Here is a 24,261-nt window from a genome sequence, read left to right as displayed (position 1 = left end):
ATACCTGAAGGATTCGCGTTTCCGGAAAGGACGTCCACTGTGGCTGGTTCGACGGTTCTGCTGGCGTTGAACGACATTCCGCCGGGTTCGGTGCTCGCCGCCCAGCTGGCGCGGATCTGCGAGCACCTCGCCGCGGACGGGCACGACGTCGTGCACGCCGGGACCGACGACGACGCACTCGCCCTCGTCCAGAGCCGGGCCGATCTCACCGCCGCGCTGGTGAGCTGGGACCTGCGCGACGACGACGGCGACCGGGCCGCGCCCGCCGAAGCCGTGCTGAGAGCGCTCGTCAACCGGTTCACCCGGCTCCCGGTCTTCCTGGTGACCAGCTCGACCGCGGTGGACGACCTGCCGCTGTGGGTGTCCGAAGTGGTCTGCGGGTACGTGTGGCTGCTGGAGGACACGCCGGGGTTCATCGCCGGCCGGATCGGCGTGGCGGCCCGGCGGTACTCCGACGAGGTCCTGCCGCCGTTCTTCCGGGAACTGCGCCGGTTCGACGACACCCACGAATACTCCTGGCACACCCCCGCCCACGCGGGCGGCGTGGCGTTCCTGAAGTCGCCGGTCGGCCGGGCGTTCTTCGACTACTACGGCGAACGTCTCTTCCGGACCGACCTCTCGATTTCGGTGGCGGAACTGGGTTCGCTGTTCGAGCACACCGGGCCGATCGGCGACGCCGAGCGCAACGCCGCCCGCGTCTTCGGCGCCGACCTGACGTACTTCGTGCTGCACGGCGACTCCACCGGCGACCGCATCGCGTTGCACGCCAGCGTCGCGAACGACGAGCTGGTGCTCGTCGACCGCAACTGCCACAAGGCGATCTACCACGGGCTGACGCTCACCGGCGGCCGCCCGGTCTACCTCGTGCCGACGCGCAACGGCTACGGGCTGATGGGCCCGATCCCGCCCGCCGCGCTGGGCCGCGAAGCGGTCGCCGGGCTCGTGCCGGGCAGCCCGCTCGCGGCCGGGGCCGCCGCGCCGGACCCGGTGTACGCGGTGATCACCAACTCCACCTACGACGGCCTGTGCTACGACGCCGTCCGCGTCGCCGAGCTGCTCGGCACCAGCGTGCCCCGGCTGCACCTGGACGAGGCGTGGTTCGCCTACGCGCGGTTCCATCCGCTCTATGCCCGCCGGTACGGCATGGCGGTGGACGGCGACGCGGTGCCCGACGCCGTCCGGCCGACCGTGTTCACCACGCAGTCCACCCACAAGCTGCTGGCGGCGATGTCGCAGAGCGCGATGCTGCACGTGAAGAACTCGCCCCGGTCGCCGGTCGAGCACCGGCAGTTCAACGAGACGTTCATGATGCACGCGACGACGTCGCCGCTGTACCCGATGATCGCCGGGCTCGACGTCGCCGCCGGCATGATGGACGGGCCGGGCGGGCGGTGGCTGGTCGACGAGGCCGTCACCGAAGCCATCCGGTTCCGCCAGGCGGTCGCCCGCATCGGCCGCCGCATCGCCGCCGCGGGCGACCGGCCCGGCTGGTTCTTCGGCACGTGGCAGCCGGACGAGGTCCGCGACCCGCACACGGGGGAGCGGTACGCGTTCGCGGACGCGCCGCTGGAGCTGCTGCGCACCGAACCGGCGTGCTGGACTCTCGAGCCCGGCGCCGGCTGGCACGGTTTCCCCGGGCTGGAACCGGGTTACTGCCTGCTCGACCCGGTCAAGGTCAGCGTCACCTGCCCCGGCACCGACGCCCGCGGCGTGGCCGCCGACCAGGGCATCCCGGCGCGGATCCTCACCGCGTATCTGGAGACCCGCGGCATCGTCGTCGAGAAGACCGACGCCTACACGTGCCTGATCCTCTTCTCGATGGGGATCACGAAGGGCAAGTGGGGCACGCTCGTCGACGGTCTCCTGGACTTCAAGGCGCTCTACGACTCGGGCGCGCGGCTCGCCGACGTCCTCCCCGGCCTGACCGGCCACACGGGGGCGACACTGCGTGACCTGTGCGACGAGATGCACGCCCACCTGCGCAAGAGCGACCTGATCCCGCTGCTCGACGCGGCGTTCACCCACCCGCCCCGCCCGGAGCTGACCCCGGCCCAGACCTACCAGCGGCTCCTGCGCGGCGGCACCGAGCCGGTCCGCCTGGCCGAGCTGGCGGGCCGCACGGTCGCGACGCAGGTGGTCACCACCCCGCCGGGCATCCCGGTCCTGATGCCCGGCGAGAACGCCGGTGGCCACGACGAGCCGACCCTGCGGTACCTGCGCGCGCTGGAGGACTTCGACCGGCACTTCCCCGGATTTCCCAGCGAGACACACGGAGTCGCGCGGGACGCGGACGGCGACTACTGGATCACCTGCCTCCGCTGAAGCGAATGCCTCTGAAGGCACCATCAGAGCACTGGATGCGCTGATGGTGGCCTTCAGAGGCTTTGCGCGACCGGGTTCACCGCAGCTTCGCGAAGAACTCCCGGACGTCCCCGACGAGCAGGTCCGGTGCCTCCAGTGCGGCGAAGTGGCCGCCGCGGTCGAACTCCGACCAGTGGACGATCGTGTGCTCGCGGTCGAGGGTGCTGCGGATCGACACGTCCAGCGGGAACACCGCCACCCCCGTCGGTACCGGGGAGCGCTCGCTCGCGCCCCATGCTCCCGCGTGGGCCGTCTCGTAGTAGCAGTTGGCCGACGACCCCGCCGTGCCGGTCAGCCAGTACAGCGTCACGTTGGTGAGCAACAGATCCCGGTCGACCGCGTCCTCCGGCAGGTCCGCCGCCGGGTCCGTCCACTCCTTGAACTTCTCCACGATCCAGGCCAGCTGTCCGACCGGGGAGTCGTGGAGCCCGTGTGCCAGGGTCTGCGGCCGGGTCGTCTGCATCGCCACGTACCCGGACTGCTCGGTCCTCATGTACTCGAAGTGCTTCAGCCGCGCCTGCTCGGCTTCGGTCAGCTCGCCGTCCGGCATGGTGAACGCCGCCAGGCCGTTCGCGTGGACGCCGACGACCCGGCCCGGGTGGAGGCGGCCCAGTCCCGGGCCGACGACCGCGCCCGTGTCGCCGCCCTGTGCGCCGTAGCGGTCGTAGCCGAGGCGGTTCATCAGTTCCGCGAACGCCCGGGTGATCCGGCCGGTGTCCCAGCCGGTCTCGCGGGTCGGGCCGGAGAAGGCCGTGCCGGGAATCGACGGGATCACCAGGTGGAACGCGTCCGCCGGATCGCCGCCGTGGGCTCGCGGGTCGGTCAGCGGGCCGATGACGTTGAGGAATTCGACGATCGAGCCCGGCCAGCCGTGGATCAGGATCAGCGGCAGGGCGTCCGGCTCGGGCGAGCGCACGTGCAGGAAGTGGATGTCCTGCCCGTCGATCTCGGTGACGAACTGGGGGTACTGGTTCAGTTCGCGCTCGTACGCGCGCCAGTCGTAGCCGTCGCGCCAGTATTCGGCCAGCCCCTTGAGGTAGCTCGCCGGCACCCCGCGGCTCCAGCCGGTGCCGGGCAGGTCGGTCGTCCACCGGGTCCTGGCCAGCCGGTCGCGCAGGTCGTCCAGGTCGGCCTGCGGGACGTCGATGGTGAAGGGCCGGATCTCGCTGTTGTTCTCCATGCCGACGACTCTAGGAGCCGGTTAGGTCAACTCCGGTCCTAAGCCGATGGCAGACTTCACGGCATGTGGGAAACCTCGGCGCGGCTGCTGCGCCTGCTCTCGCTCCTGCAGACGCGGCGCGACTGGTCCGGCGCGGAACTGGCCGAGCGGCTGGAGGTCACGCCGCGCACGGTCCGCCGCGACATCGACCGGCTGCGCGAACTCGGCTACCCCGTGCTGGCGACCGCGGGCGTCGCCGGCTACCGGCTGGGGCCCGGCGCGGACCTGCCGCCGCTGCTGCTCGACGACGACGAGGCCGTCGCGGTCGCGATGGGCCTGCGCACCGCGGCGGGCGGCTCGATCACCGGCATCGAGGAGACGTCGGTGCGGGCGCTGGCCAAGCTCGAACAGGTGCTGCCGTCGCGGCTGCGGCACCGGATCAACGCCCTGCAGTCGGTGACGGTCCCGATGGCCGCCACCGGCCCCACCGCCGATCCCGACACGCTGACCGCGATCGCCGCCGCCTGCCGCGACTCGCTGCGCCTGCGGTTCGGCTACCGCACCCACGACGGGACGGCGAGCCTCCGCACGACCGAGCCGCACCGGCTGGTCCACACGGGACGGCGCTGGTACCTCATCGGCTGGGACGTCGACCGCGAGGACTGGCGCACCTACCGCGTCGACCGCCTCGAACCCCGCACGCCCACCGGCCCGCGGTTCACCCCGCGCACCCCGCCGGATCCGGACCTGAGCGGGTACACCTCCCGCGCGATCTCGACTTCGGCCTACCGCTACCAGGCCCGGTTCACCCTCGACGTCAGCGCCGAAACGGCGGCGGAGCGCATCGCCCCGACCACCGGCGCGATCGAGCCGATCGACGAGCACAGCTGCACCCTGCGCGCCGGCTCGGATTCGCTGGACGAGCTGGCGATCTACGTGGCGGGCAAGGGATTCGGCTTCCGCGTGCACGAACCCCCGGAGCTGGTCGAGCACATCGCGAAGCTGGCGGCCCGCCTCGCCGCGGCGGTGGACTAGCGCTCGACGGCCACGGACTGCGGAGCCAGCCGTCGCGCGGCGGCGGCAAGGGCAGGCCACTGCTTGCACCGGCCGAGGGTGACGCGGTTCTTCGTCGTCTTGATGCCGGCCGGGACGGCGTTCGGGCGGAAGGTGACCACGACGGTCGTGCCCCGGACGACGGCCAGGCGCTCGATCTGCCGCCACGCCACGGTCCGCTGGTAGCCGGGCCCGAGCAGCACGAGCCCGGCCTGGCGGACTTCCAGCCCGGTCCAGGTCCAGCCGGGCGAGGCCGCGCGCAGGCTGACGATCCCGAAGGCAACGCCCACGACGGCGCCCGCGGCGAAGAGCAGCCCGAACAGGAAGGCCGGCACGATATCGAAGAAGCCCGGATCGGCGTTGCGGAACGGGTCGGTGAAGCTGATCCAGGACAGGATCGCCGCCGCCACGCTTGCGGGGAAGGCGAGGACTTCCTTGCGCCAGGCCGGGCGGCCGCGGGATTCGAGAGCGAAGGACGACGAGACGGCGGCGGGTTTCGGCTGGGAGGACGGGGTGGGGCCGGGCTGCTTCTTCGGCGGCGTGGCCGGGTTCGGGGTGGCTTCGGTGGCCGGGGCCGGACTTGGTGCGGCTGCGGAGCGTGGGTTCGGCGTGGCCGAGCTGGGGCTGGCTTTGGTGGCCGGGGCCGGACTCGGTGCGGCTGCGGGGCGTGAGTTCGGCGTGGCCGAGCCGGGGCTGGCTTCGGTGGCCGGAGCCGAGCCGGGCGCGGTTTCGGGGCGTGAGGCCGGTGAGGAAGCGGCCTGTTTCCGCGGCTGGGTGGCCGGGCTCGGTGCGGGGATGGGCGGCGCGGCCGAATCCGGTCCGTGCTCGGGCCGGCGCGGGTGAGGCGCAGATTTGGTTGCCGCGGCCGAACTTGGTGCGGTTTCGGGGTGTGACTTCGGCGAGGGATCGGGCTGCGACGGCCCGGCCGGTTTCGCCGTCGAGCCGGGCCGGTCCCGGCGTGTCCCGACCCCAGGCGCAGCCTCCGTCACCCGCCGCGGCACCGGGCCCCGTACCAGGGCCAGCTCCCCGGCCGTGTTGACCGAGCGGCACTGCGGGCTCGGCAACCCCAGCCCGATCAGCGTCTCTTCGGTGTGCCGGTGGATTCCGTCCAGCGTCAGCGGTTCCGGGTTCGCCAGCGCGCTCAGCAACGCCCCGGTGAACGCCGTGTGGCGGGAACCGAGGGGTGCGCTCGACGGGTCGTTGGCCGTCGTGGAGGTCAGCGTGAACGTGCCCGTCAGCCGCAGCTGGCCCGACGCCAGGCCGGCCGGGTCGGCCATCGCTTCGACCGCCTGGCCGGAAAAACAGCAGTCCAGCAGCAGCACCCGCGTCCGGGCCCTGGCCCGGCCGAGTTCGCGCTTGATCAGCTCGATCGGGATGGCCGTCCAGCCGGGGTGGTCGCCGCTGGTCGTGCGCAGGGCCAGGTGGAGACGGCCGTCGTCGTCGAGGATGCCGTGGCCCGCGTAGTACACCAGCAGCAGGTCGCCTGCCTGCCTGCGGCTCTCGGCCAGTGCCATGCCGACGTCGGCGGGGGTCGCGTCGTCACCGAGGACCCGGCAACCGTCCCCGGTGACCGTGCCGCCGGACGGGTCGGTGAGCGCGGCGCGCAGGTCCGCCAGGTTGGCGCGGACGGCGGGAAGCGGCGGCAGCCCGGCCGACTCGTAGTGGCTGACGCCGATCAGCACCGCACGCGAGGACGCCGGGTCCGGGAACCGGGGCCGGTTCACGCCCGGTCGGAACGGCCCGGCTCGAGCAGCTCCTCGATGCCGCGCAGGACCGCCTCCGGGTCGCGGGCGCGCTGGATGTCCACCTTGACCTCGCGGGTGTCCCCGGTGGTGGTCACCGTGACGCTCACGTCGGCGCGGGACTGGGCCAGCCACGTCGACACCGACCGCGCGAGCGAGCGGATCAGCACGGTCCCGGCGCCGCCGGCACTGAGGGCAACGGCGAGCACGTCCGCGACGCCGCCCATCTCCCCGGGCGCGATCGGCCGGTTCCGCAGCTCGACCCGGCCACGCAGGTCGTCCTCGTTGCCCAGCCAGCGGTGCAGGGAACGCAGCCGCGCAGCGGGATCGTCGCCGGTGATGCGCAGGCGCAGCTCGGTGTCGTCGGGCATACCGGTAATCGTGCCAGGTTCGCCGGTGCCGCGGACCCGATTCGCCGAAGGTAGCAAAAACGAACGTTCATTCACTATGCTCGCCGCATGGACACCGCCAGCCGGACCGCCGAGCACGTCGCCCTGTTCCGCGCCCTCGAGACGCGGCGCCGCGACCGGCTCTTCGCCGACGACCACGCCGTCCGGTTCCTGCCCGCCCGCTACCGCTGGCTCGTGCGGGCCGCCACGGTCCGGCCCGTCGGCCGCGGCATCGCGCGGCTCATCGACCACCGCTATCCGGGCGGGCCCCGCACGTCCGCCGTCGCCCGCACCCGGCTGATCGACGACCTGCTCGCCGAGGCGGCGCCGGAGCAGGTCCTGCTGCTCGGCGCCGGCTACGACAGCCGGGCCCACCGCATCCCGGGGATGCCGCCCACGTACGAGGTCGACCACCCGGCCACCCAGCGGGCCAAGCGCCGTCGCATCGCCGACCGCCCGCACGTCCACTACGTTCCCGTGGACCTCACCCGGGAAAGCCTCGCCGCGGCCCTCGCCGGGTTTCCCCGGAAACGCACGGCGGTCGTCTGGGAAGGCGTCACCAACTACCTCACCGCGCAGGCGGTCGACGCGACCTTCCGTGACCTGGCCACGATCGTCGCGCCGGGCAGCACGGTCGTCTTCACCTACGTGGACCGGGCGGCGCTCGGCGACGGCACCGCGTGGCACCGGGAAGTCGCGAAGGTCGGCGAGCCCTGGACGTTCGGCTTTCCGCCCGCCGACGTCCCCGGCTACCTGGCCGAACGTGGCCTGGACCTGAAGGGCGACCTGTCGGCGGAGGAAGCAGCCGCCCGCTACGGCCGGGACGAGCCCGCCGCCGGGTTCTACCGGATCGCCTGGGCGGTGGTCCGGTAGATGCCCAGGGTCAGCGCGGAGCATCTGGCGAACCGGCGGCGGCAGATCCTCGACGCCGCCGCGAACTGCTTTGCCCGCAACGGTTTCCACCGGACGTCGATGCAGGACATCGTCCGGGAGTCCGGGTTGTCGGCCGGGCTGATCTACCGGTACTTCACCGGCAAGGACGACATGATCCTGGCGATCGTCGACGAGTGGCACACGACCCGCGCGGCCGGTCTCGAGGCCGCGGGCGATCCACTGGACGGCTACCTCGACCTGCTGCGGGCGATCGCCGCGCCGGAGGCGGACCGGCAGCGCAAGCTCAGCATGCAGGCGTGGGCCGAGACCGTCCGCGAACCCCGGATCCGCGCACTCGCCCGCCAGGGCGTGGACGAGCAGGCCGCCGCGTTCGGAGCCACCGTGCCGGACGCGGCGATCCGCGTGCTCGTCGCCATCTACCAGGGACTGCTGCTGCAGGCCGCGTGGGACGACGAGCTGGACGTCGAGGCGTTCGTGGCTGCGGTCCGGTCGACGGCCGTCACATTGACAGGACGCGCTCCCAGGACGGAGGCTTCGGACGTCACGAAAGAACCGTAGCTGGCTTCCCCACAGCGAAAACTCTTGTGGGAGCTGGCATTGGCCTTCAACAACCCCGGTGTGCCGTGGTCCGAAGTGGAGCGAATCGCTTCCGGCCGCGCGCCCGGCGACGGCAACGACGCCCCCGCGTGGTCGCGCAAACGCGAAGGGTATGCCGGGGCGCCGCCCGATCTGCTGGGACGGCGGAGCCGGGACGACGCCGGGGACCGGATCCGGGCGCCCTATGCCGAGCTGCACGTCCACTCCAACTTCAGCTTCCTCGACGGCGCCAGCCATCCCGAAACGCTCGTCGAGGAGGCCGCGCGGCTGGAGCTGGACGCGGTGGTCCTCACCGACCACGACGGCCTGTACGGCGCCGTCCGGTTCAACGACGCCGCGCGGGAACTCGGCGTGCGCGTCGGGTTCGGGGCCGAGCTGTCGCTCGGGCTGCCCGGGCCGCAGGGCGGCGAGCCCGATCCCGCCGGGACGCACCTGCTCGTCATCGCCCGGCAGCAGGAGGGCTACCACCGGCTGTGCCGGGTCATCTCGCGGGCGCAGCTCGCCGGCGGGGAGAAGGGCCGCCCGGTCTACGACGTCGAGGAGCTGGTCGGCGAGCTGGCCGGGCACGTCGTCGTGCTCAGCGGCTGCCGGAAGGGTGCCGTCCGGCGGGCGCTCGCCGAACGCGGTCCCGCCGCCGCGCGCGCCGAGCTGGCGTGGCTGGCCGACCGGTTCGGGCGGTCGCACGTCGCCGTCGAGCTGATCGACCACCGCCTGCCCCTCGACGACGCCGCCAACGACCTCCTCGCCGACCTGGCGAAGGACCTGCGGCTGCCCACCGTCGTCTCCAACAACGTGCACTACGCCCGCCCGGAGGACGCCGTCGTGGCCGACATGGTGGCCGCCGTCCGGGCGCGGCGGCCCGCCGAGGACCTCGAGGGGTGGCGGCCGCCGTCGGGGCAGGCGTTCCTGCGGTCCGGCATGGAACAGCGGCGCCGGTTCGAACGCCGGTACCCCGGTGCGGTCGGGCGGGCCGCCGTCCTCGGCGTCGAAGTGGCCTTCGACCTGCGGCTCGTCGCGCCCGACCTGCCGCCGTTCCCGGTCCCGCCCGGCCACGACGAACTGTCCTACCTGCGGGAGCTGACCTGGGCCGGGGCGCGGGCCCGGTACGGGACGCGAGAGGAGAACCCGAAGGCCTACGCCCAGCTCGACCACGAACTCGCCGTCATCGGCGAACTCGGCTTCCCCGGCTACTTCCTCGTCGTCTGGGACATCGTCCGGTTCTGCCGGGAAGCGGACATCCTCTGCCAGGGCCGCGGCTCGGCCGCGAACTCCGCGGTCTGCTACGCGCTGGGCATCTGCCACGCCGACCCGGTGCGGTGGAACCTGCTGTTCGAGCGGTTCCTGGCCCCGGAGCGGGACGGGCCGCCGGACATCGACATCGACATCGAGTCCGACCGCCGCGAGGAGGCCATCCAGTACGTCTACGAGAAACACGGCCGCTTCCACGCCGCGCAGGTCGCCAACGTCATCACCTACCGCGCGCCCTCGGCGGTGCGTGACGCCGCGAAGGCGCTCGGGCACAGCCCCGGGCAGCAGGACGCCTACAGCAAGCTCGTCGACCGCTGGGGTGGCGTCGCCGCGACGAAAGAGCAGGCGGGCGACGCGATCCCGGCCGACGTCCTGGACCTGGCCGCCCGGATCGAGGACTTCCCGCGTCACCTCGGCATCCACTCCGGCGGCATGGTGCTGTCGAAGCAGCCGGTGTCCGAAGTGGTCCCGGTCGAGTGGGCGGCCATGCCCGGCCGCAGCATCCTGCAGTGGGACAAGGACGACTGCGCCACCGTGGGGCTGGTCAAGTTCGACCTGCTCGGCCTCGGCATGCTGTCCGCACTGCACTACATGATCGACCTCGTCGCCGAGCACCATCAGACCACAGTGGACATCGGGAAGCTCGACCTCGCCGATCCCGCGGTCTACGACATGCTGTGCGAAGCCGACGCCGTCGGAGTGTTCCAGGTGGAGTCCCGCGCCCAGCTGGCCACGCTGCCGCGGCTGCGGCCACGCGAGTTCTACGACCTCGTCGTCGAGGTCGCGCTGATCCGGCCGGGCCCGATCCAGGGCGGCTCGGTGCATCCCTACATCCGGCGCCGCCGCGGCGACGAGCAGTGGGAGCACGCGCACCCGCTGCTGGCGTCCAGTTTGGACCGGACGCTCGGCGTGCCGCTGTTCCAGGAACAGGTCATGCAGATGGCCGTCGACGTCGCGAGCTTCACCCCGGCCGAAGCCGACCGGCTGCGCCGCGCCATGGGCGCCAAGCGGTCCAGCGCCAAGATGAAGGCGCTGATGGCGCGGTTCTTCCGCGGCTGCGAAGCCAACGGGATCGGCCGCGACCTCGCCACCCGCATCTTCGAGCAGATCCACGCCTTTTCCGGGTACGGCTTCCCCGAAGCGCACTCGATGTCGTTCGCGCTGCTGGTGTACGCGTCCGCGTGGTTCAAGCGCTACTACCCGGCCGCGTTCTGTGCCGGGCTGCTGCGGGCCCAGCCGATGGGGTTCTACAGCCCGCAGTCGCTGGTCGCCGACGCCCGCCGCCACGGCGTCCACGTCCGCGAGCCCGGCATCAACGCCAGCCTCGCCCACGCCACCCTCGAACCCGATCCGGGCAGCACCGGCGGCGTCGCGCTCCGGCTCGGCCTCGCCGCGGTGCGGCACCTCGGCGCCGACGCGGCCGCGGCGATCGTCGCCGAACGCGACGCGAACGGCCCCTACCGGGACGCAGGCGACCTCACCCGCCGTGTCCGGCTGAAGAAGAACGCCGTCGAAGCGCTGGCGACGGCCGGGGCGTTCGGCGGCGAGCGGCGCCGGGACCTCTGGGCCGCCGGGGCCGCGGCGGCGACCCGGCCAGGGCACCTGCCCGGCCTCGCGCCCGGGCTCGACGCGCCCGCGCTGCCCGGCATGACGCGGCTGGAGATCACCGCCGCGGACCTGTGGGCCACCGGCGTCTCCCCGGACAGCCATCCCGTGGAGTACCTGCGGGACCTGCTGAACCGGCGGGGCGCGCTCACCACCGCGGAACTCACGGGGGTGCCGGACGGGACGCGGGTGTGGGTCGGCGGCGCGGTCACCCACCGGCAGCGGCCGTCGACCGCGGGCGGGATCACCTTCCTCAACCTCGAGGACGAGACCGGCATGACCAACGTCCTCGTCTCGCCCGGGTTGTGGCAGCGGCAGCGGCTGGTCGCCCGCACCAGTGCCGCACTGCTGGTCCGCGGCCGGGTCCAGGCCGCGGAGGGAGTCGTCACGCTCGTCGCCGACCGGCTCGAACGCCTCGACCCCGGCATGGCCGCCGGGCCGTCGCGGGACTTCCGTTGACTTCCGGTCGGCGCGATGGTTCTCTGCTCTGAGAGCGCTCTCAGCCATCCGTTTCGTGCTGGACGAGAGGATGGAACTTTCATGACAGCCAGACGTTTGCGCCGGGCAGCGTGGCTGGTGGCCGCCGTGCTCGCCGCGGCGCTGCCTGCGGCGGGCACCGCCGCGGCCGACACTCCCGCGGCGACGGTGACCGTCAACGTCCGCGCCGGGCTGGCCACCATGCCGGACACCGGGGTCGGCGCCAACCACGCGGTGTGGGACAGCCAGCTGGGGACCGACACGGTGGCCGACCTGCTCGGCGGCGCCGGGGTCCGCACCCTGCGCTACCCGGGCGGCTCCTACGGTGACATCTACCACTGGAAGGACAACACCGCGCCGGGCGGCTACGTGGCCCCGAACACCGATTTCGACACGTTCATGGGCGGTGTCCGGCGGGCCGGTGCCCAGCCGATCATCATCGCCAACTACGGCACGGGAACGCCGCAGGAGGCCGCGGACTGGGTGCGGTACGCCAACGTCACCAAGGGCTACGGCGTCAGGTACTGGGAGATCGGCAACGAGCTGTACGGCAACGGCCACTACGGGGCGAACTGGGAGGCCGACAACCACGCGGACAAGAGCCCGACGGCGTATGCCAACGGTGTCGTCGCCTACGCCGACGCGATGAAGGCCGTGGATCCCTCGGTCAGGATCGGCGCGGTGCTGACGACCCCGGCGAACTGGCCGGACGGCATCGTCGGCAGCGGCGACTCCGCGACGTGGAACCAGACGGTGCTGTCCATCGCGGGCCCGCACATCGACTTCGTCATCCTGCACTGGTACCCCACCGGTTCGACGGCCGCCGAGGCACTCGCGACGACCGAGCCGGTGAGCGACATGCTCTTCCAGGCACGGCAGCAGATCACGCGGTACGCGGGCGCGGACTCCGGCCGGATCGGCATCGCGCTGACCGAGATGAACACCCCGGTCGGCCTGAACACCCAGCCTGGCGCGCTGTTCGCCGCCGACGCCTACAGTGCGATGCTGGAGAACGGCGTGTTCACTGTGGACTGGTGGGACGTCCACAACGGAGGGACGAAACTGTCCACAGTGGCCGGATACCCGGACTACGGCGACGCAGGCCTGCTGTCCAGCGCGACCTGCCTGGAGGGCGGCGCCTGCGAACCGGCGCTCAACACGCCGTTCGCGCCGTACTACGGCATCAAGATGTTCAGCGCGTTCGCGCGCCCTGGCGACCAGTTCGTCCGCGCGGGCTCGACCGACCCGCTGATCGCGGCGCACGCCGCCCGCCGTCCGAACGGGGACGTCGCCGTGCTGCTGGTGAACAAGGACCCGGACCAGGCCAGGGCGGTGACGCTGGACTACGCGGGCTACACCCCGGCGGCGACCGCGCAGGTGTCGACGTTCACCAACGGCGCGACGTCCTTCACGACGTCCTCGGGTCCGGCAGGCTCGCAGACGCTGCCGCCGTACTCGCTGACGACGCTGGTCCTGCACCCGGCGCCCCCGGTGACGGCGGCACCCGCGGCGCCGGGACAGCCGGCGGCCACGGCCACCGACCGCACGGCGACGATCAGCTGGCCCGCGGCGGCACCGGGCGGCCACCCGATCGCGAAGTACGAGGTGTACCGCCAGGCAGGGGCGGTCAGCGAGCAGTGGGGCGAGAGCACGGGCACGTCCCTCGAGGTGGGCAACCTCGTCCCGGGCAGCCGCTACACGGTGAACGTGCTGGCCAGGGACACGGCGGGGAACGTGTCGTGGTCGTCCCCGCCGCTGACGTTCACGACGGGCGTGCCGGCGACGAGCACCTGCACGGTCCGGATGACCGACGTCAACGACTGGGCGAGCGGGTTCGTCGGCAGCGTCCACGTCACGGCCACGGGCGTGGTCGGCGACTGGACGCTGACGTTCACCTGGCCGACCGCCCGCCAGCGGGTGACGAGCGGCTGGAACGGCACGTGGACGCAGACGGGCTCGACGGTGACGGTGACGTCGTCGGCCTCCCTGGCCGCCGGCGCGGACCCGGGTTTCGTGGCCGACTACGGCGGGCCGAACATCCTGCCGACGGCGTTCACCCTCAACGGCGTCCTCTGCGCGGCGGGTTGAAGTCAGTCCCGCCGGAAGAGGCCGACGTGCAGGAAGGACACGCCGAACACGCCGCTGTCCGCGTCCGGTTCCGTCATCGGGCGCAGCTCGACCTCGGTGTACTCGGCGAAGAGCCGGCGTAGGTCGGCCGGTTCGAAGGCGAGGCCGCCGTGGAGGCTGCCGTCGCGGTAGAGCTGGGCATCGGGGATCTCGACTCCCGAGCCGGGATTCCCGGTGCCCGCCGCGAAACAGGCGAGGCCGAAGTGGCCGCCGGGTGCCAGCCGCCGGTCGAGCAGCTGCCGGTAGCTGATCCGCCGGTGCGGGGCGAGGTGGTGCAGGCAGCCCGAGTCGTAGATCAGGTCGTACGTCTCGTGCGGCAGGTCCACGGTGAAGATGTCCCCGCGGTGGAACCGGACGCCGTCGACGCCTTCCGCGCGTTCGCGAGCCCACTCGATCGCCACCGGGGACAGGTCGACCGCGTCCACCTCGTAGCCCGCGGCCGCGAGCCGGAGTGCGTTGCGGCCAGGGCCGCAGCCCAGGTCGAGGGCGCGGCCGCCGCGGAGGAGGCCGGTGCGGAGCCAGGAGTCGAGGCTTTCGTCGGGGTGGGTGACGAAGAACGGGACAGGCCGGTCGCGGTCGGCGTAGAACCGGTCCCAGCGATCGGGGGCCGAGCCGTCGTCGAACAGGCCGTCCAGCAGGTGCAGCAGGTCGCCGACTGAGCCGACTTCGCGGTTCACCGGCCGCTCTCGACGTGCTCGCGGACCGCCCGCAGCTCCTCGCCGACGACGGCCATCTGCGCGTCCACCGCCGCCGGGTCGGTGTCCTCGGGGAAGAACAGGCTGAAGATCAGTTCCGCGCCGCCCAGGTTCGGGACCACGCGCGTGAACAGGCCGACGTCCGGCGCGTCGGCGCTGACGACGTCGACCACGCCGTGGTCGGCCGCGACCCGGACGGCCACCCGCTGCGGCCCGCCGCCGGTCTGGACGCGCCAGATGTCGTCGTGGTCGTGGGCGACCGCGGTGGCGAAGCCCGGGGCCCATTCGGGCAGGTGACGGGGATCGGCGAGGTATTCGACGACCCGGTGCGGCGGGGCCGCGACGGAGATGGTGCGCGTCTCGGCGCGCCCGGGGACGAAGGAGGTCATGGCCGAAACGATACGCATCTGCGTACGATCTGTCCACGCGTAAAATCCGGCCGGTGAACGAGGACGACGACCTCGGCGCGCTGTGCGCCGGGGCGGGCCGCGCACTGGCCGAGGCCGAACGCCCGGTGCTCGAGCGGCACGGGCTTTCGATGTGGCAGTACGTCGTGCTGTCGGCGCTGGCCGACGGGGAGGCGCCGAGCCAGCTGGTCCTGGCCCGCCAGATCCGCTACGACAAGACCCGCCTGATCACCCTGCTCGACGGCCTCGAAGCGGCCGGCCTCGTCACCCGCGACCCCGACCCGGCCGACCGCCGGGCCCGGATCGTCCGCCTGACCCCCGAGGGAGTGCGGCGGCACGCGGCGGTCCGTACGGCGATCCGGGAGGTGGAGGAGGACAGGCTGGCGGGTCTCGACCCGGCGACCCGGCGGGCGTTGCGTTCGGCGCTGGCCCACCTGGCGAACTCAGGCTGACCGCCGCGCGAAGGTGGTCTGCCGTGGCTTGTCGTGAGTGGTAATTAGGGTTCTAACGCGAATTACCACTCACGACAACCGGTGGCGGATCAGCTCGTCGGCGACCCACTGCGCAACCCCCTCCGGATAAGGCGACGGCAGCCCGAGCACGACGTGCCCGAATCCCGCGCCGGCCGCTTCCCCGATCTGCTCCCGCGTGCGCTCCGGCCGGTCGTAGTCGACCGGCAGGTGGATCGAGCGGGTGAGCGTCGCCGGGTCGCGGCCGATCTCCGTGCAGAAGCGGTCCAACAGTGCGCTGCGGCCCGCCACGTCGGCGATGTCGCCGCCGCCCGGGATGTTCCACAGGTCCGCGTGTTCCGCCGCGACGCGCAGGGTTGCGCTCGACCGGCCGCCGATCAGGATCGGCGGGTGTGGGCGCTGGACCGGCCGCGGATTCCCGAACGCCCCGGTCAGCCGGACGTGCTCGCCGTCGAAGTCGAACGGCTCCGGCGAAGTCCACAAGCGACGGATCACCGTGCACGCCTCCGCCAGCGCCGCCACCGCGTCCGCCTGGTCGTGGTACGGCAGGCCGTGCGCGTCGTATTCCCGGCGGGCCAGGGGATGGCTTGGCCGGGAACCCGCGCCGATGCCGAAGTCGAGACGTCCGCCGGAGACGATGTCGGCCGTCGCCGCGATCTTCGCCAGCATCGCCGGTGGCCGGAACCGGTTGCTGGTGACCAGAACACCGAGCCGCAGCCGGCCGGTCTGCGCCGCCAGCGCGGACAGCAGCGTCCAGCCTTCGAGGACCGGGCCGTCCGGGTCGCCGCCGATCGGCATGAGGTGGTCGAACAGCCACGCGTGCTCGATCGCGGCGACCGCGTCCGCCTCGCGCCACACCCGCAGCAGGTCGTCGTAGCCGACCTGCTGCGGCGCGGTCATGATGCCGAAACTCGGGGTCATCGGCGTCGCCGCAACGCCGGGTCGAGCAGGGCGGGCGGGGTGTCGAACTTCTCGTCGGGAGCCAGGTCGATGCCGGGCGCGACGACGGCGTCGATCTCGTCGAGCACGTCGGCCGTCAGCACGGTATCGGCCGCCGCGAGCTGCGAACGCAGGTGGTCGAGCGTCCGCGGGCCGATGAGCGCGCTCGTCACCGCGGGGTGGGCTGTGACGAAGCCGAGCGCCAGCTGGATCAGGGAAAGCCCTGCCCCGTCGGCGATCTTCGCGAGCTTCTCGACGGCGTCGAGCCGGGCCTGGTTGGCCGGGAGGGAAAGGTCGAAGCGGTGCGGCACGACGGTCGACCGGTTCGTGGTGATCTCCCGGCCGGCCCGCACGGCCCCGGACAGCCAGCCCGAAGCGAGCGGGCTCCACGCCAGCACGCCCATCCCGTATTCCTCGGTCACCGGCAGCACGTGGGCTTCGATGCCGCGCTGCAGGATCGAGTAGCTGGGCTGTTCGGTGACGTACCGGCCAAGGCCGTGCTCGCGGGCGGCCCACTGCGCCTGCACGATGCGGTACGCGGGGAACGTCGACGAGCCGAAGTAGCGGATCTTGCCTGCCCGCCGCAGGTCGGTCAGTGCCGAAAGCGCTTCCTCGTCGCTGGTGCCGGGATCCCAGCGGTGGATCTGGTAGAGGTCGACGTGGTCGACATCGAGGCGGCGCAGGCTGTCGTCGAGCGCGGTGACCAGCCAGCGGCGGGAGTTGCCGCGGTGGTTGCGCTCCTCGCCCATGGGCATGGTGGCCTTGGTGGCGAGCACGATGTCGTCGCGGCGGCCGTGGATCGCCTTGCCGACCATCACTTCCGACTCGCCCTGGCCGTACATGTCGGCGGTGTCGATGAGGTTGATCCCGGCTTCGAGCGCGGCGTCGACGATCGCCGTGGCCTCTTCCTGGGTGGTGCTCCCGATCGCGCCGAAGTTCATGGCGCCGAGGGCGAGCGTGCTGACCTGGACGCCGGTGCGGCCCAGGGTGCGGTACTGCATGAGGGTGCCTCCGTGGCAGAATGAGCAACCGGAACGTTGCTCCGGTAACTATACGGAACACTGTTCCGCTTGGCAACCTGGAGGTGTGATGGGCGAGCGCAAGCCCAAGCGGGCCGACGCCCGCCGCAACGAAAAGACGTTGCTGGACGCGGCGGCCGCCGTCTTCGTGGCGTCCGGGGTGGACGCGCCGGTGCGGGAGATCGCCGCGAAGGCCGGCGTCGGGATGGGCACGATCTACCGCCACTTCCCGACCCGCGCGGACCTCATCATCGCCGTCTTCCGGCACCAGGTGGACGCCTGCGTGGCGGCGGGGCCCGCCCTGCTGGCCGCGAACGAGTCGCCGTTCCGGGCACTGGCGCAGTGGGTCGATCGCTACGTCGACTTCGTCGTGACCAAGCACGGGCTGGCCGGCGTGCTGCAGTCCGACCAGGCAGGTACGGAGACGCTGCACGCGTACTTCGTGGACCGCCTGGTGCCGGTGTGCGCCGAGCTGCTCGACGCGGCGGTCGCGGCGGGCGAGATCCGGGCCGGGGTGCAGCCGCTGGAACTCATGCGCGGCGTGGGCAACCTCTGCATCGGCGCGGACACCGACCCCCGCTACGACGCGCGCAAGCTGGTCGGGATCCTCGTCGCGGGACTGCGGTGCGGCACGATGGACGCATGACGGCCTGGCGGGAGTTCGAGGCGGCGGAACCGGAGTTCGCGCGGCGGGTGCGGGCCCTGTTCGACGCGCACAAGCACAAGACGATCGCGACCCTGCGCGCCGACGGATCGCCGCGCATCTCCGGCATCGAGACGGTCTTCGAGGACGGCGAGCTGCGCTTCGGCTCGATGCCCCGTGCCCGCAAGGGCGCGGACCTGCTGCGTGACCCGCGGTTCGCCCTGCACAGCGCGACGGTCGACCCGGTCGAGGGCGAGGAGGCGCGGTGGCCGGGGGAGGCGAAGATCTCCGGCCGCGCGCTGACCGGCGACGGGGAGAGCTTCCGGGCCGACGTCGCCGAGGTGGTGCACACGCACCTGAACCCGGCGGCGACGCTGCTGGTTGTCGAGTGGTGGACCCCCACGGGTGGGCTGCGGAAGGTCGAGCGCGAGTAGGCCCGACACCGCCCAGTGCTCTGAAGGCCACCATCAGGGCATCCAGCCTGGATCCACCGGTCGGCGCGCGCTGAAAGGGACTTTCCTGGCGTCTGCCGCGAGGAAAGTCCCTTTCGCTGCGTCAGGTGCGACGAAAGCGCCTTTCGGCCCACCTGGGTGCAACCCGGAGGTGGTCCGGATGGCGGGACCGCCCCTGCTGGGAGGTCGTGAGTGGTAATTCGGGTTCTAACCCGAATTACCACTCACGACAAGCCGCGGTAGACCACGCACTGAGGCTTCGATCTTTAAATCAACCGCTTGACTTAATCCGGGAACGTCGGCATGCTCGGCGACGGGAGACATCCACCGACGAGGAGCCCGTGATGACGCCAAGCCACACCCAGCCGCTGCCGCGGTTCCCGTTCGAGGCAGGCACCGCGCTGGAGCCGCCGGCCGAGTGGGCCGAGTTCCGGGAGAAGTGCCCCGTCGCGCGCGTCGCGCTGGCCAGCGGGGACGAAGCCACGCTGATCACCCGCTACGACGACGTCAAGACCGTCCTGTCCGACCCGCGGTTCACCCGGCCGACGCCGTCGGACAATGCGGCGCGGGTTGCCGACACCGAGTCCGGCGGCGTGTTCAACAGCGAGATGGCGACCGTCATCCCGCAGCACGGCGAAGCCCACCTCAAGTGGCGTCGCATGATCGGCAAGTGGTTCACCGCCAAGCGGATGACCGCGCTGCGGCCCGGCATGGCCGCGATGGCCGAGCAGCTGATCGACGACCTGGTCGCCAAGGGCGCACCCGGGGACCTCAAGGCGGGCCTCGCGTTCCCGCTGCCGGTCTGGGTCATCTGCGACATGCTCGGCGTGCCGGACACCGACCGCGACCGGTTCGCCCACTGGTCCGACGTCATGCTCAGCATGACCCGCTACACGCAGGCGGAGTTCGACGCGGCGCAGGCGGAGTTCGCCCGGTACATGGGCGCGCACATCGCGGCCAAGCGCGCGGAACCCGGCGAGGACATCCTCAGCGCGCTGATCGCCGAAGACACCGGCTGGTCCGACGCGACGCTGGTCGCCACCGGCATCGGCCTGCTCATCGCCGGCCACGAAACCACCGCCAACATGATCGCGAAGATGGTCGCGATGCTGCTGGCGGACCGCGGCCGCTGGGAACGGCTGCTCGCCGACCCGTCGCTGGTGCGCACCGCGGTCGAGGAAGCACTGCGGATGGACGCGAACGCCGGTGTCGGCATGCTCCGCTACATCAGCGAGGACTTCGAGGTCGGCGGCACCGTGCTGCCCGCGGGCACCAGCGCGATGTGCAGCATGGCCGCGGCCAACCGCGACGAGCGCGCGTTCCCCGAAGCGTCCGAAATGGACCTGACCCGCAGCCCGAACCCGCACCTGGCCTTCGGTGCCGGCGCGCACGCCTGCCTCGGGCAGCCGCTGGCCCGCACCGAGCTGCAGGTGGTGCTGGAGGTGCTGCTGCGCCGGCTGCCGTCGCTCGAGCTGGCCGTCCCGGCAGGCGAGCTGCGCCGCGTCGAGGGACTCGCCGTCGGCGGGCTGCGGGAACTGCCCGTCCGCTGGTGACGGGCCACGAAGCAACGAAAGGAACGGCCATGAAGGTCACTGTGGACGAAGAGAAGTGCTGCGGCGCCGGCACCTGCGTGCTGCTCGCCCCGGACGTCTTCGACCAGCGTGAAGAGGACGGCATCGTGATCCTCCTCGACGAGCGTCCCGGCGAGGCGCAGCACAAGATCGTCCGGGAAGCGGCGAGCGTGTGCCCCGGGGCCGCCATCTCGGTCAGCGAGCAGGGATGACCGGCGACGTCCTGGTCGTCGGCGCCTCGGCGGCCGGGCTCGCCACCGTGGAAGCCTTGCGCCGCAAGGAATACCGCGGCCGCGTGACGGTACTGGGTGCCGAACCGCACCTGCCATACGACCGCCCGCCGCTGTCGAAACAGGTGCTCGGCGGCAGCTGGACGCCCGGACAGGCACAGCTGCGCAGCCCGGACGCGCTGGCCGCGCTCTCGGCCGAGTTCGTGCTCGGCGACCCGGCGGTGCGGATGGACGCCGGGACACGGACCGTCCACACCGCGAGCGGGTGCACGCTGTCCGCGGACGCGGTCGTGCTCGCCACCGGGCTGCGGCCGCGCACCCTGCCGGGGCAGGACGGCCTGGCGGGCGTGCACGTCCTGCGCACCCTCGACGACGCGCTGGCCCTGCACGCCGACCTCGCGCCGGGCAAGCGGGTGGTCGTCGTCGGGGACGGCGTGCTCGGCACCGAGGTCGCGGCCACCGTCCGCGGGCTGGGCCTGCCGGTCACCCTGGCGGGCCCGCAGCCCGCGCCGCTGGCCGCCCAGTTCGGCCCGCTGGTCTCGGAACTGCTCGCCGGGCTGCACGCCGCTCGCGGTGTCGAGCTGCGGCTCGGCGCCGCAGTCACCCGCCTGACCGGGGCGGACGGGCGGGTCACCGGCGTGCGGCTGGCGACCGGGGAGGTGCTGCCCGCGGACGTCGCCGTGGTCGCGTTCGGCGCCGCGCCGGAGACCGGATGGCTGGCGGGCAGCGGCCTGCTCTGCGACAACGGCGTCGTGTGCGACTCCCGGTGCCGCGCGGCCGAGGGGATCTACGCGGCAGGCGACGTCGCCCGCTGGCACCACGAGGGCCTCGACACGCTGCTGCGGCTGGAGAACCGGACGAACGCGACCGAGCAGGCGGTCGCCGTCGCGGGGAACATCCTCGGCGAGGACCGCCCGTACACGCCGGTGCCGTACTTCTGGACCCACCAGTTCGACGCCCGGATCCACGTGCACGGCCTCCTGCCCGCGGCCACCGACGTGTCCATTGTGGAGGGATCACCGGAGTCGGGGCGGTTCGTCGCGCGGTACCGCCGGGGTGGCGTGGTCACCGGGGTGCTCGGCTGGAACATGCCCAAGCAGGCCCGGCAGTGGCGGGTGGAAATCGACGATTTCGCCCCGCTGAGCCGCATTTCGCGGGGTTGACGCCGGCCCGGCCGGACCCGATCCTGGTCACGTTCACCACGCGGGAAGGACGGGCCCATGGCCGGTAAGAGAGCGCTTTCACGGATCTTCGGCCTGGTGGTCGCCGCGGTGCTCCGCTGCTGCCCGCCCCGCCCGCCGAGGCGGCCGTGGCGGCGGTGAAGATCCGCGACACCCAGCTCGACGCGACGGCGCTGTACTTCGTCTCCTACGACGGCCTGGTCAACAACGACTCCTTCCAGCAGAGCGGCATCTTCAGCTACGCGGGCTACCAGTACGCGACCTGGTACACCGCCGACCGCAGCGCCGTGGTCGCCCGGCGCGCCGGGTTCGACGGCGCCTGGCAGACCGTCGTGCTGCCGCACAAGCTGACCGTCGACGACTCGCACAACGTCATCTCGCTGGGCGTCTCCCCGGAGGACGGCCGCCTGCACGTCGCCATGGACACCCACGGCAACCAGGTCTACTACGTCCAGTCGGTGGCCGGGCTGCTGTCCGCGCCGTCGTCGCACGCCTGGACGTCGTCGGCCTTCGGCGCGGTGCAGCGCACGCTGAACGGCGTCGACCTCGGGTCGATCACCTACCCGCAGTTCGTGGTCACCCCGGAGCGGAAACTGCAGCTCAGCTACCGGACGGGGGCGTCGGGCAACGGCACCAACGAGCTGGCCGAGTACAGCGGCGGCAGCTGGCGCAAGCTCGGGAAGTGGTCGTCGGCGACCGGCGCGTGGACCTCCGGCAACGGCGTGACCAGCACGACCCGCAACATGTACCTGCACGGCATCACCTACGGCCCCGGCGGGCGGCTGCACGCCGCGTTCACCTGGCGCGAAGGCAACTCCGGGGTGCTGTGCAACTCCGGCGGGCTGGCCAACCACGACACCGGCTACGTCTACAGCGACGACCGCGGCCGGACCTGGCGGAACAACGCCGGCGCGGTCGTCGGGACGACCGGCGGCACCCCGGTGGCCGTGGGGTCCGCGGGCACGGTCGTCGACCCTCTCGGCGTCGACCACGCGCTGATGAACCAGGAAAGCCAGGCCGTCGACTCCGCCGGGCAGCCGCACGTCGTGATCAGCTACGTCCCCGGCCGGTTCACCCAGTGCGTCACGAACTACTCCGCGCAGCGGAAGCAGTACGGCCGGACGTTCTTCCTGAGCCGGGCGGCCGACGGCGGCTGGACCAAGCGCGAGGTGCCGGTGGCGCCGGAGTCGACCCAGCGCACGAAGCTGGTGTTCGACCGCGGCGACAACGCCTACCTGGTGATGCCGTACGGCCGGATCGTCGCCGCGACCAAGGCGAGCGGCTGGACCGACTGGACGACGGTGTTCAGCCCCGCCCTCGGCGCATTCGGCGAGGTCGACGTCGACGACTCGCGGCTGGCCTCCGATGGCATCATCTCCGTCCTCTACCAGCAGACCTCGACCGGGACGACGCCCTCGCCGATCCGGGTGGCCGACTTCCGCCTCGGCTGAGCCTCACTCCACCGTGACGGACTTGGCCAGGTTGCGCGGCTTGTCGATGTCGTAGCCCAGGCTCAGCGCGGCGTGGTAGGCCAGCAGCTGCAGCGGGACGGTCAGCAGGATCGGGTCCAGCTCGGGCTCGGTCCGGGGCACGACGATCCGCGGGACGTCGAGCTCACCGAAGTCGACGTCTTCGTGGGTGACGGCCAGCACCGCACCGCCGCGGGCCTTGATCTGCTGGACGGCGGCCAGGTTGCGGTCGGTCAGCTCGTCCGACGGCACGACGGCCACCGTCGGCAGCGACTCGTCGATCAGGGCGAGCGGGCCGTGCTTGAGCTCGGAGGTCTGGTACGCCTCGGCGTGCCGGTAGGAGATCTCCTTGAACTTCTGCGCACCCTCCCGCGCCACCGGGAAGCCGCGCACGCGGCCGACGAAGAAGAGGCTTTGCGCGGCGGCGACGGTCTTGGCGTGCTCGGCGATCTCCGGTTCGGCGTCCAGGATGGTCTTGATCTGGCCCGGCAGGGCGCGGATGGCGTCGATGATCCGCCGTCCGTCGGCGTTGGACAGGTCGCGTACGCGGCCGAGGGACAGCGCGATCAGCGCGAAGCCGACGGCCATGTTGGTCAGCGCCTTGGTCGATGCGACCGCGATCTCCGGGCCGGCGTGCAGGTAGACGCCGCCTTCGCAGGCGCGGGCGATGGTCGAGCCGACGACGTTGACCAGCCCGACGACCCGGCCGCCCTTGCGCTTGATCTCCTCGACGGCGAAGGCGGTGTCGATCGTCTCGCCGGACTGGCTGACCGCGATGTAGAGCGTGTCGGCCTCGATGATCGGGTTGCGGTAGCGGAACTCGGACGCGGCTTCGGCGTCGGCCGGGATCCGCGCCAGCTCCTCGATCATCGTGGCGCCGATCTGGCCGACGTAGTAGGCCGAGCCGCAGCCGAGGATCTTCACGCGGCTGAATCCGCGCAGCTCACGGGGCGTCAGGTTGAGCCCGTCCAGGCGGGCGACCCCGAACCGGTCGTCGAGGCGGCCGCGGATCATCCGCTCGACCGACTCGGGCTGCTCCTGGATCTCCTTGGCCATGTAGTGCGGGTAACCGCCCAGGTCGAGGTCTTCGGCGGCGATGTCGATCTCGGTGGCCGGTTTGGTGGTGTCGCTCTCGTCGACGGTGAAGGTGCGGTACCCGGTGGCGAAGACGGTCGCGAACTCGCCGTCGTCGAGGTGCACGACCTGGGAGGTGTGCCGGACCAGGGCGGCGAGGTCGCTGGCGACGAACATCTCCCGCTCGCCGACGCCGATGATCAGCGGCGAGCCGTTGCGCGCGATGACCAGGCGGTCCGGGTGCGCGGTGTCGGTGACGGCGATGGCGTAGGTGCCGGTGATCCGCGAGACGGCCTCGACCACGGCGTCTTCGAGGGTGTCGGCCTTCGCGCGGGCGATGAGGTGGGCCAGTACCTCGGTGTCGGTCTCGGAGGTGAGGGTGACGCCGGCGTCGGCGAGCTGGGCGCGCAGGGCGTCGGCGTTGTCGATGATGCCGTTGTGGACGACGCAGACGCGGCC

21 protein-coding genes (1 of these 21 running past the window's edge) are annotated in these 24,261 nt (G+C 72.2%); 13 read left to right on the top strand and 8 right to left on the bottom strand.

Going from position 1 to position 24,261, the window contains the following annotated elements:
* The first annotated feature begins 39 nt into the window (after positions 1-39).
* Complete coding sequence (locus tag ABJI51_RS39935; RefSeq protein ID WP_348956371.1) at positions 40-2,322, top strand: Orn/Lys/Arg family decarboxylase; 2,283 nt, start codon at positions 40-42, stop codon at positions 2,320-2,322.
* Positions 2,323-2,398: 76 nt separating this feature from the next.
* On the opposite strand, the gene ABJI51_RS39930 is transcribed toward ABJI51_RS39935, so the two are convergent.
* A complete protein-coding gene (locus ABJI51_RS39930; protein WP_348956370.1) occupies positions 2,399-3,541 on the bottom strand; it encodes an epoxide hydrolase family protein in 1,143 nt (380 codons plus the stop codon).
* Positions 3,542-3,604: 63 nt separating this feature from the next.
* Between ABJI51_RS39930 and ABJI51_RS39925 the strand changes: the two genes are divergently transcribed.
* Positions 3,605-4,555: a helix-turn-helix transcriptional regulator gene (locus ABJI51_RS39925; protein ID WP_348956369.1), complete on the top strand. Its 951-nt coding sequence runs from the start codon at positions 3,605-3,607 to the stop codon at positions 4,553-4,555.
* Here ABJI51_RS39925 and ABJI51_RS39920 read toward each other — a convergent pair.
* Positions 4,552-6,297, bottom strand: coding sequence for a caspase family protein (locus ABJI51_RS39920; RefSeq protein ID WP_348956368.1), 1,746 nt, complete (start codon positions 6,295-6,297; stop codon positions 4,552-4,554). The two genes, ABJI51_RS39925 and ABJI51_RS39920, sit on opposite strands and share 4 nt — an antisense overlap.
* Positions 6,294-6,686, bottom strand: a complete 393-nt coding sequence (locus ABJI51_RS39915; protein WP_348956367.1) for an effector-associated constant component EACC1 — start codon at positions 6,684-6,686, stop codon at positions 6,294-6,296. Before ABJI51_RS39915 ends, ABJI51_RS39920 begins: the two co-directional genes overlap by 4 nt.
* A gap of 87 nt (positions 6,687-6,773) precedes the next feature.
* Between ABJI51_RS39915 and ABJI51_RS39910 the strand changes: the two genes are divergently transcribed.
* The 4 genes from ABJI51_RS39910 to ABJI51_RS39895 all read left to right on the top strand — a co-directional run bounded on the left by ABJI51_RS39910 (position 6,774) and on the right by ABJI51_RS39895 (position 13,613).
* Positions 6,774-7,577, top strand: coding sequence for a class I SAM-dependent methyltransferase (locus ABJI51_RS39910; RefSeq protein WP_348956366.1), 804 nt, complete (start codon positions 6,774-6,776; stop codon positions 7,575-7,577).
* Entirely contained in the window at positions 7,578-8,156 is a 579-nt protein-coding gene (locus tag ABJI51_RS39905; protein WP_348956365.1) for a TetR/AcrR family transcriptional regulator, read from the top strand. It abuts the gene before it with no gap.
* A gap of 39 nt (positions 8,157-8,195) precedes the next feature.
* Positions 8,196-11,507, top strand: coding sequence for an error-prone DNA polymerase (locus ABJI51_RS39900; RefSeq protein ID WP_348956364.1), 3,312 nt, complete (start codon positions 8,196-8,198; stop codon positions 11,505-11,507).
* An 81-nt stretch (positions 11,508-11,588) separates the two neighbouring features.
* A complete protein-coding gene (locus ABJI51_RS39895) occupies positions 11,589-13,613 on the top strand; it encodes a cellulose binding domain-containing protein (RefSeq protein WP_348956363.1) in 2,025 nt (674 codons plus the stop codon).
* Between the two features lie 2 nt (positions 13,614-13,615).
* On the opposite strand, the gene ABJI51_RS39890 is transcribed toward ABJI51_RS39895, so the two are convergent.
* Positions 13,616-14,329 carry a class I SAM-dependent methyltransferase gene (locus ABJI51_RS39890; RefSeq protein WP_348956362.1) on the bottom strand — a complete coding sequence of 238 codons (714 nt, stop codon included), beginning with the start codon at positions 14,327-14,329 and terminating at the stop codon, positions 13,616-13,618.
* The gene (locus ABJI51_RS39885) at positions 14,326-14,736 is read right to left on the bottom strand and encodes an SRPBCC family protein (RefSeq protein ID WP_348956361.1); all 411 of its coding nucleotides are present in this window, start codon (positions 14,734-14,736) and stop codon (positions 14,326-14,328) included. Before ABJI51_RS39885 ends, ABJI51_RS39890 begins: the two co-directional genes overlap by 4 nt.
* 53 nt (positions 14,737-14,789) lie before the next feature.
* Here ABJI51_RS39885 and ABJI51_RS39880 point away from each other — a divergent pair, with 53 nt between their 5' ends.
* A complete protein-coding gene (locus ABJI51_RS39880) occupies positions 14,790-15,206 on the top strand; it encodes a MarR family winged helix-turn-helix transcriptional regulator (RefSeq protein ID WP_348956360.1) in 417 nt (138 codons plus the stop codon).
* A 69-nt stretch (positions 15,207-15,275) separates the two neighbouring features.
* Here ABJI51_RS39880 and ABJI51_RS39875 read toward each other — a convergent pair whose 3' ends face one another.
* Both ABJI51_RS39875 and ABJI51_RS39870 read right to left on the bottom strand, forming a co-directional pair.
* Complete coding sequence (locus ABJI51_RS39875; RefSeq protein ID WP_348956359.1) at positions 15,276-16,145, bottom strand: LLM class flavin-dependent oxidoreductase; 870 nt, start codon at positions 16,143-16,145, stop codon at positions 15,276-15,278.
* The gene (locus ABJI51_RS39870; RefSeq protein ID WP_348956358.1) at positions 16,142-17,164 is read right to left on the bottom strand and encodes an aldo/keto reductase; all 1,023 of its coding nucleotides are present in this window, start codon (positions 17,162-17,164) and stop codon (positions 16,142-16,144) included. The genes ABJI51_RS39875 and ABJI51_RS39870 overlap by 4 nt, the downstream gene beginning before the upstream one ends.
* An 88-nt stretch (positions 17,165-17,252) precedes the next feature.
* Here ABJI51_RS39870 and ABJI51_RS39865 point away from each other — a divergent pair, with 88 nt between their 5' ends.
* The 6 genes from ABJI51_RS39865 to ABJI51_RS39840 all read left to right on the top strand — a co-directional run bounded on the left by ABJI51_RS39865 (position 17,253) and on the right by ABJI51_RS39840 (position 22,710).
* Positions 17,253-17,828, top strand: coding sequence for a TetR/AcrR family transcriptional regulator (locus tag ABJI51_RS39865; RefSeq protein ID WP_348956357.1), 576 nt, complete (start codon positions 17,253-17,255; stop codon positions 17,826-17,828).
* A complete protein-coding gene (locus ABJI51_RS39860) occupies positions 17,825-18,259 on the top strand; it encodes a pyridoxamine 5'-phosphate oxidase family protein (RefSeq protein ID WP_348956356.1) in 435 nt (144 codons plus the stop codon). Before ABJI51_RS39865 ends, ABJI51_RS39860 begins: the two co-directional genes overlap by 4 nt.
* Before the next feature lie 362 nt (positions 18,260-18,621).
* Positions 18,622-19,830 (top strand): cytochrome P450, encoded by a 1,209-nt coding sequence (locus tag ABJI51_RS39855; protein WP_348956355.1) that lies wholly within the window; start codon positions 18,622-18,624, stop codon positions 19,828-19,830.
* 29 nt (positions 19,831-19,859) lie between these two features.
* Positions 19,860-20,060: a ferredoxin gene (locus ABJI51_RS39850; RefSeq protein ID WP_348956354.1), complete on the top strand. Its 201-nt coding sequence runs from the start codon at positions 19,860-19,862 to the stop codon at positions 20,058-20,060.
* Entirely contained in the window at positions 20,057-21,241 is a 1,185-nt protein-coding gene (locus ABJI51_RS39845) for an NAD(P)/FAD-dependent oxidoreductase (protein WP_348956353.1), read from the top strand. The genes ABJI51_RS39850 and ABJI51_RS39845 overlap by 4 nt, the downstream gene beginning before the upstream one ends.
* Before the next feature lie 146 nt (positions 21,242-21,387).
* On the top strand, positions 21,388-22,710 hold the full coding sequence (locus ABJI51_RS39840) for a BNR repeat-containing protein (protein WP_348956352.1): 1,323 nt from the start codon (positions 21,388-21,390) through the stop codon (positions 22,708-22,710).
* 3 nt (positions 22,711-22,713) lie between these two features.
* On the opposite strand, the gene glmS is transcribed toward ABJI51_RS39840, so the two are convergent.
* Positions 22,714-24,261, bottom strand: partial view of a glutamine--fructose-6-phosphate transaminase (isomerizing) gene (glmS, locus tag ABJI51_RS39835; protein ID WP_348956351.1) — the 3' portion only. Its footprint extends 276 nt past the window's final position; only the last 1,548 of its 1,824 coding nucleotides appear in the window; its start codon lies beyond the right edge, outside the window; the stop codon is at positions 22,714-22,716.

The sequence above is a fragment of the Amycolatopsis melonis genome (assembly GCF_040064235.1).
GTDB classification, from domain to species: Bacteria; Actinomycetota; Actinomycetes; order Mycobacteriales; family Pseudonocardiaceae; genus Amycolatopsis; species Amycolatopsis melonis.
The sequence above is the reverse complement of the archived record's forward strand: the minus strand, read 5'-3'. Positions and strand labels throughout refer to the sequence as shown.

Bases quoted from the DNA above. Each gene is read 5' to 3' on its own strand.
- ABJI51_RS39930 (WP_348956370.1), bottom strand. From the start codon at position 3,541: ATGGAGAACAACAGCGAGATCCGGCCCTTCACCATCGACGTCCCGCAG.
- ABJI51_RS39925 (WP_348956369.1), top strand. From the start codon at position 3,605: ATGTGGGAAACCTCGGCGCGGCTGCTGCGCCTGCTCTCGCTCCTGCAG.
- ABJI51_RS39915 (WP_348956367.1), bottom strand. From the start codon at position 6,686: ATGCCCGACGACACCGAGCTGCGCCTGCGCATCACCGGCGACGATCCC.
- ABJI51_RS39910 (WP_348956366.1), top strand. From the start codon at position 6,774: ATGGACACCGCCAGCCGGACCGCCGAGCACGTCGCCCTGTTCCGCGCC.
- ABJI51_RS39905 (WP_348956365.1), top strand. From the start codon at position 7,578: ATGCCCAGGGTCAGCGCGGAGCATCTGGCGAACCGGCGGCGGCAGATC.
- ABJI51_RS39895 (WP_348956363.1), top strand. From the start codon at position 11,589: ATGACAGCCAGACGTTTGCGCCGGGCAGCGTGGCTGGTGGCCGCCGTG.
- ABJI51_RS39885 (WP_348956361.1), bottom strand. From the start codon at position 14,736: ATGACCTCCTTCGTCCCCGGGCGCGCCGAGACGCGCACCATCTCCGTC.
- ABJI51_RS39875 (WP_348956359.1), bottom strand. From the start codon at position 16,145: ATGACCCCGAGTTTCGGCATCATGACCGCGCCGCAGCAGGTCGGCTAC.
- ABJI51_RS39870 (WP_348956358.1), bottom strand. From the start codon at position 17,164: ATGCAGTACCGCACCCTGGGCCGCACCGGCGTCCAGGTCAGCACGCTC.
- ABJI51_RS39865 (WP_348956357.1), top strand. From the start codon at position 17,253: ATGGGCGAGCGCAAGCCCAAGCGGGCCGACGCCCGCCGCAACGAAAAG.
- ABJI51_RS39860 (WP_348956356.1), top strand. From the start codon at position 17,825: ATGACGGCCTGGCGGGAGTTCGAGGCGGCGGAACCGGAGTTCGCGCGG.
- ABJI51_RS39855 (WP_348956355.1), top strand. From the start codon at position 18,622: ATGACGCCAAGCCACACCCAGCCGCTGCCGCGGTTCCCGTTCGAGGCA.
- ABJI51_RS39850 (WP_348956354.1), top strand. From the start codon at position 19,860: ATGAAGGTCACTGTGGACGAAGAGAAGTGCTGCGGCGCCGGCACCTGC.
- ABJI51_RS39845 (WP_348956353.1), top strand. From the start codon at position 20,057: ATGACCGGCGACGTCCTGGTCGTCGGCGCCTCGGCGGCCGGGCTCGCC.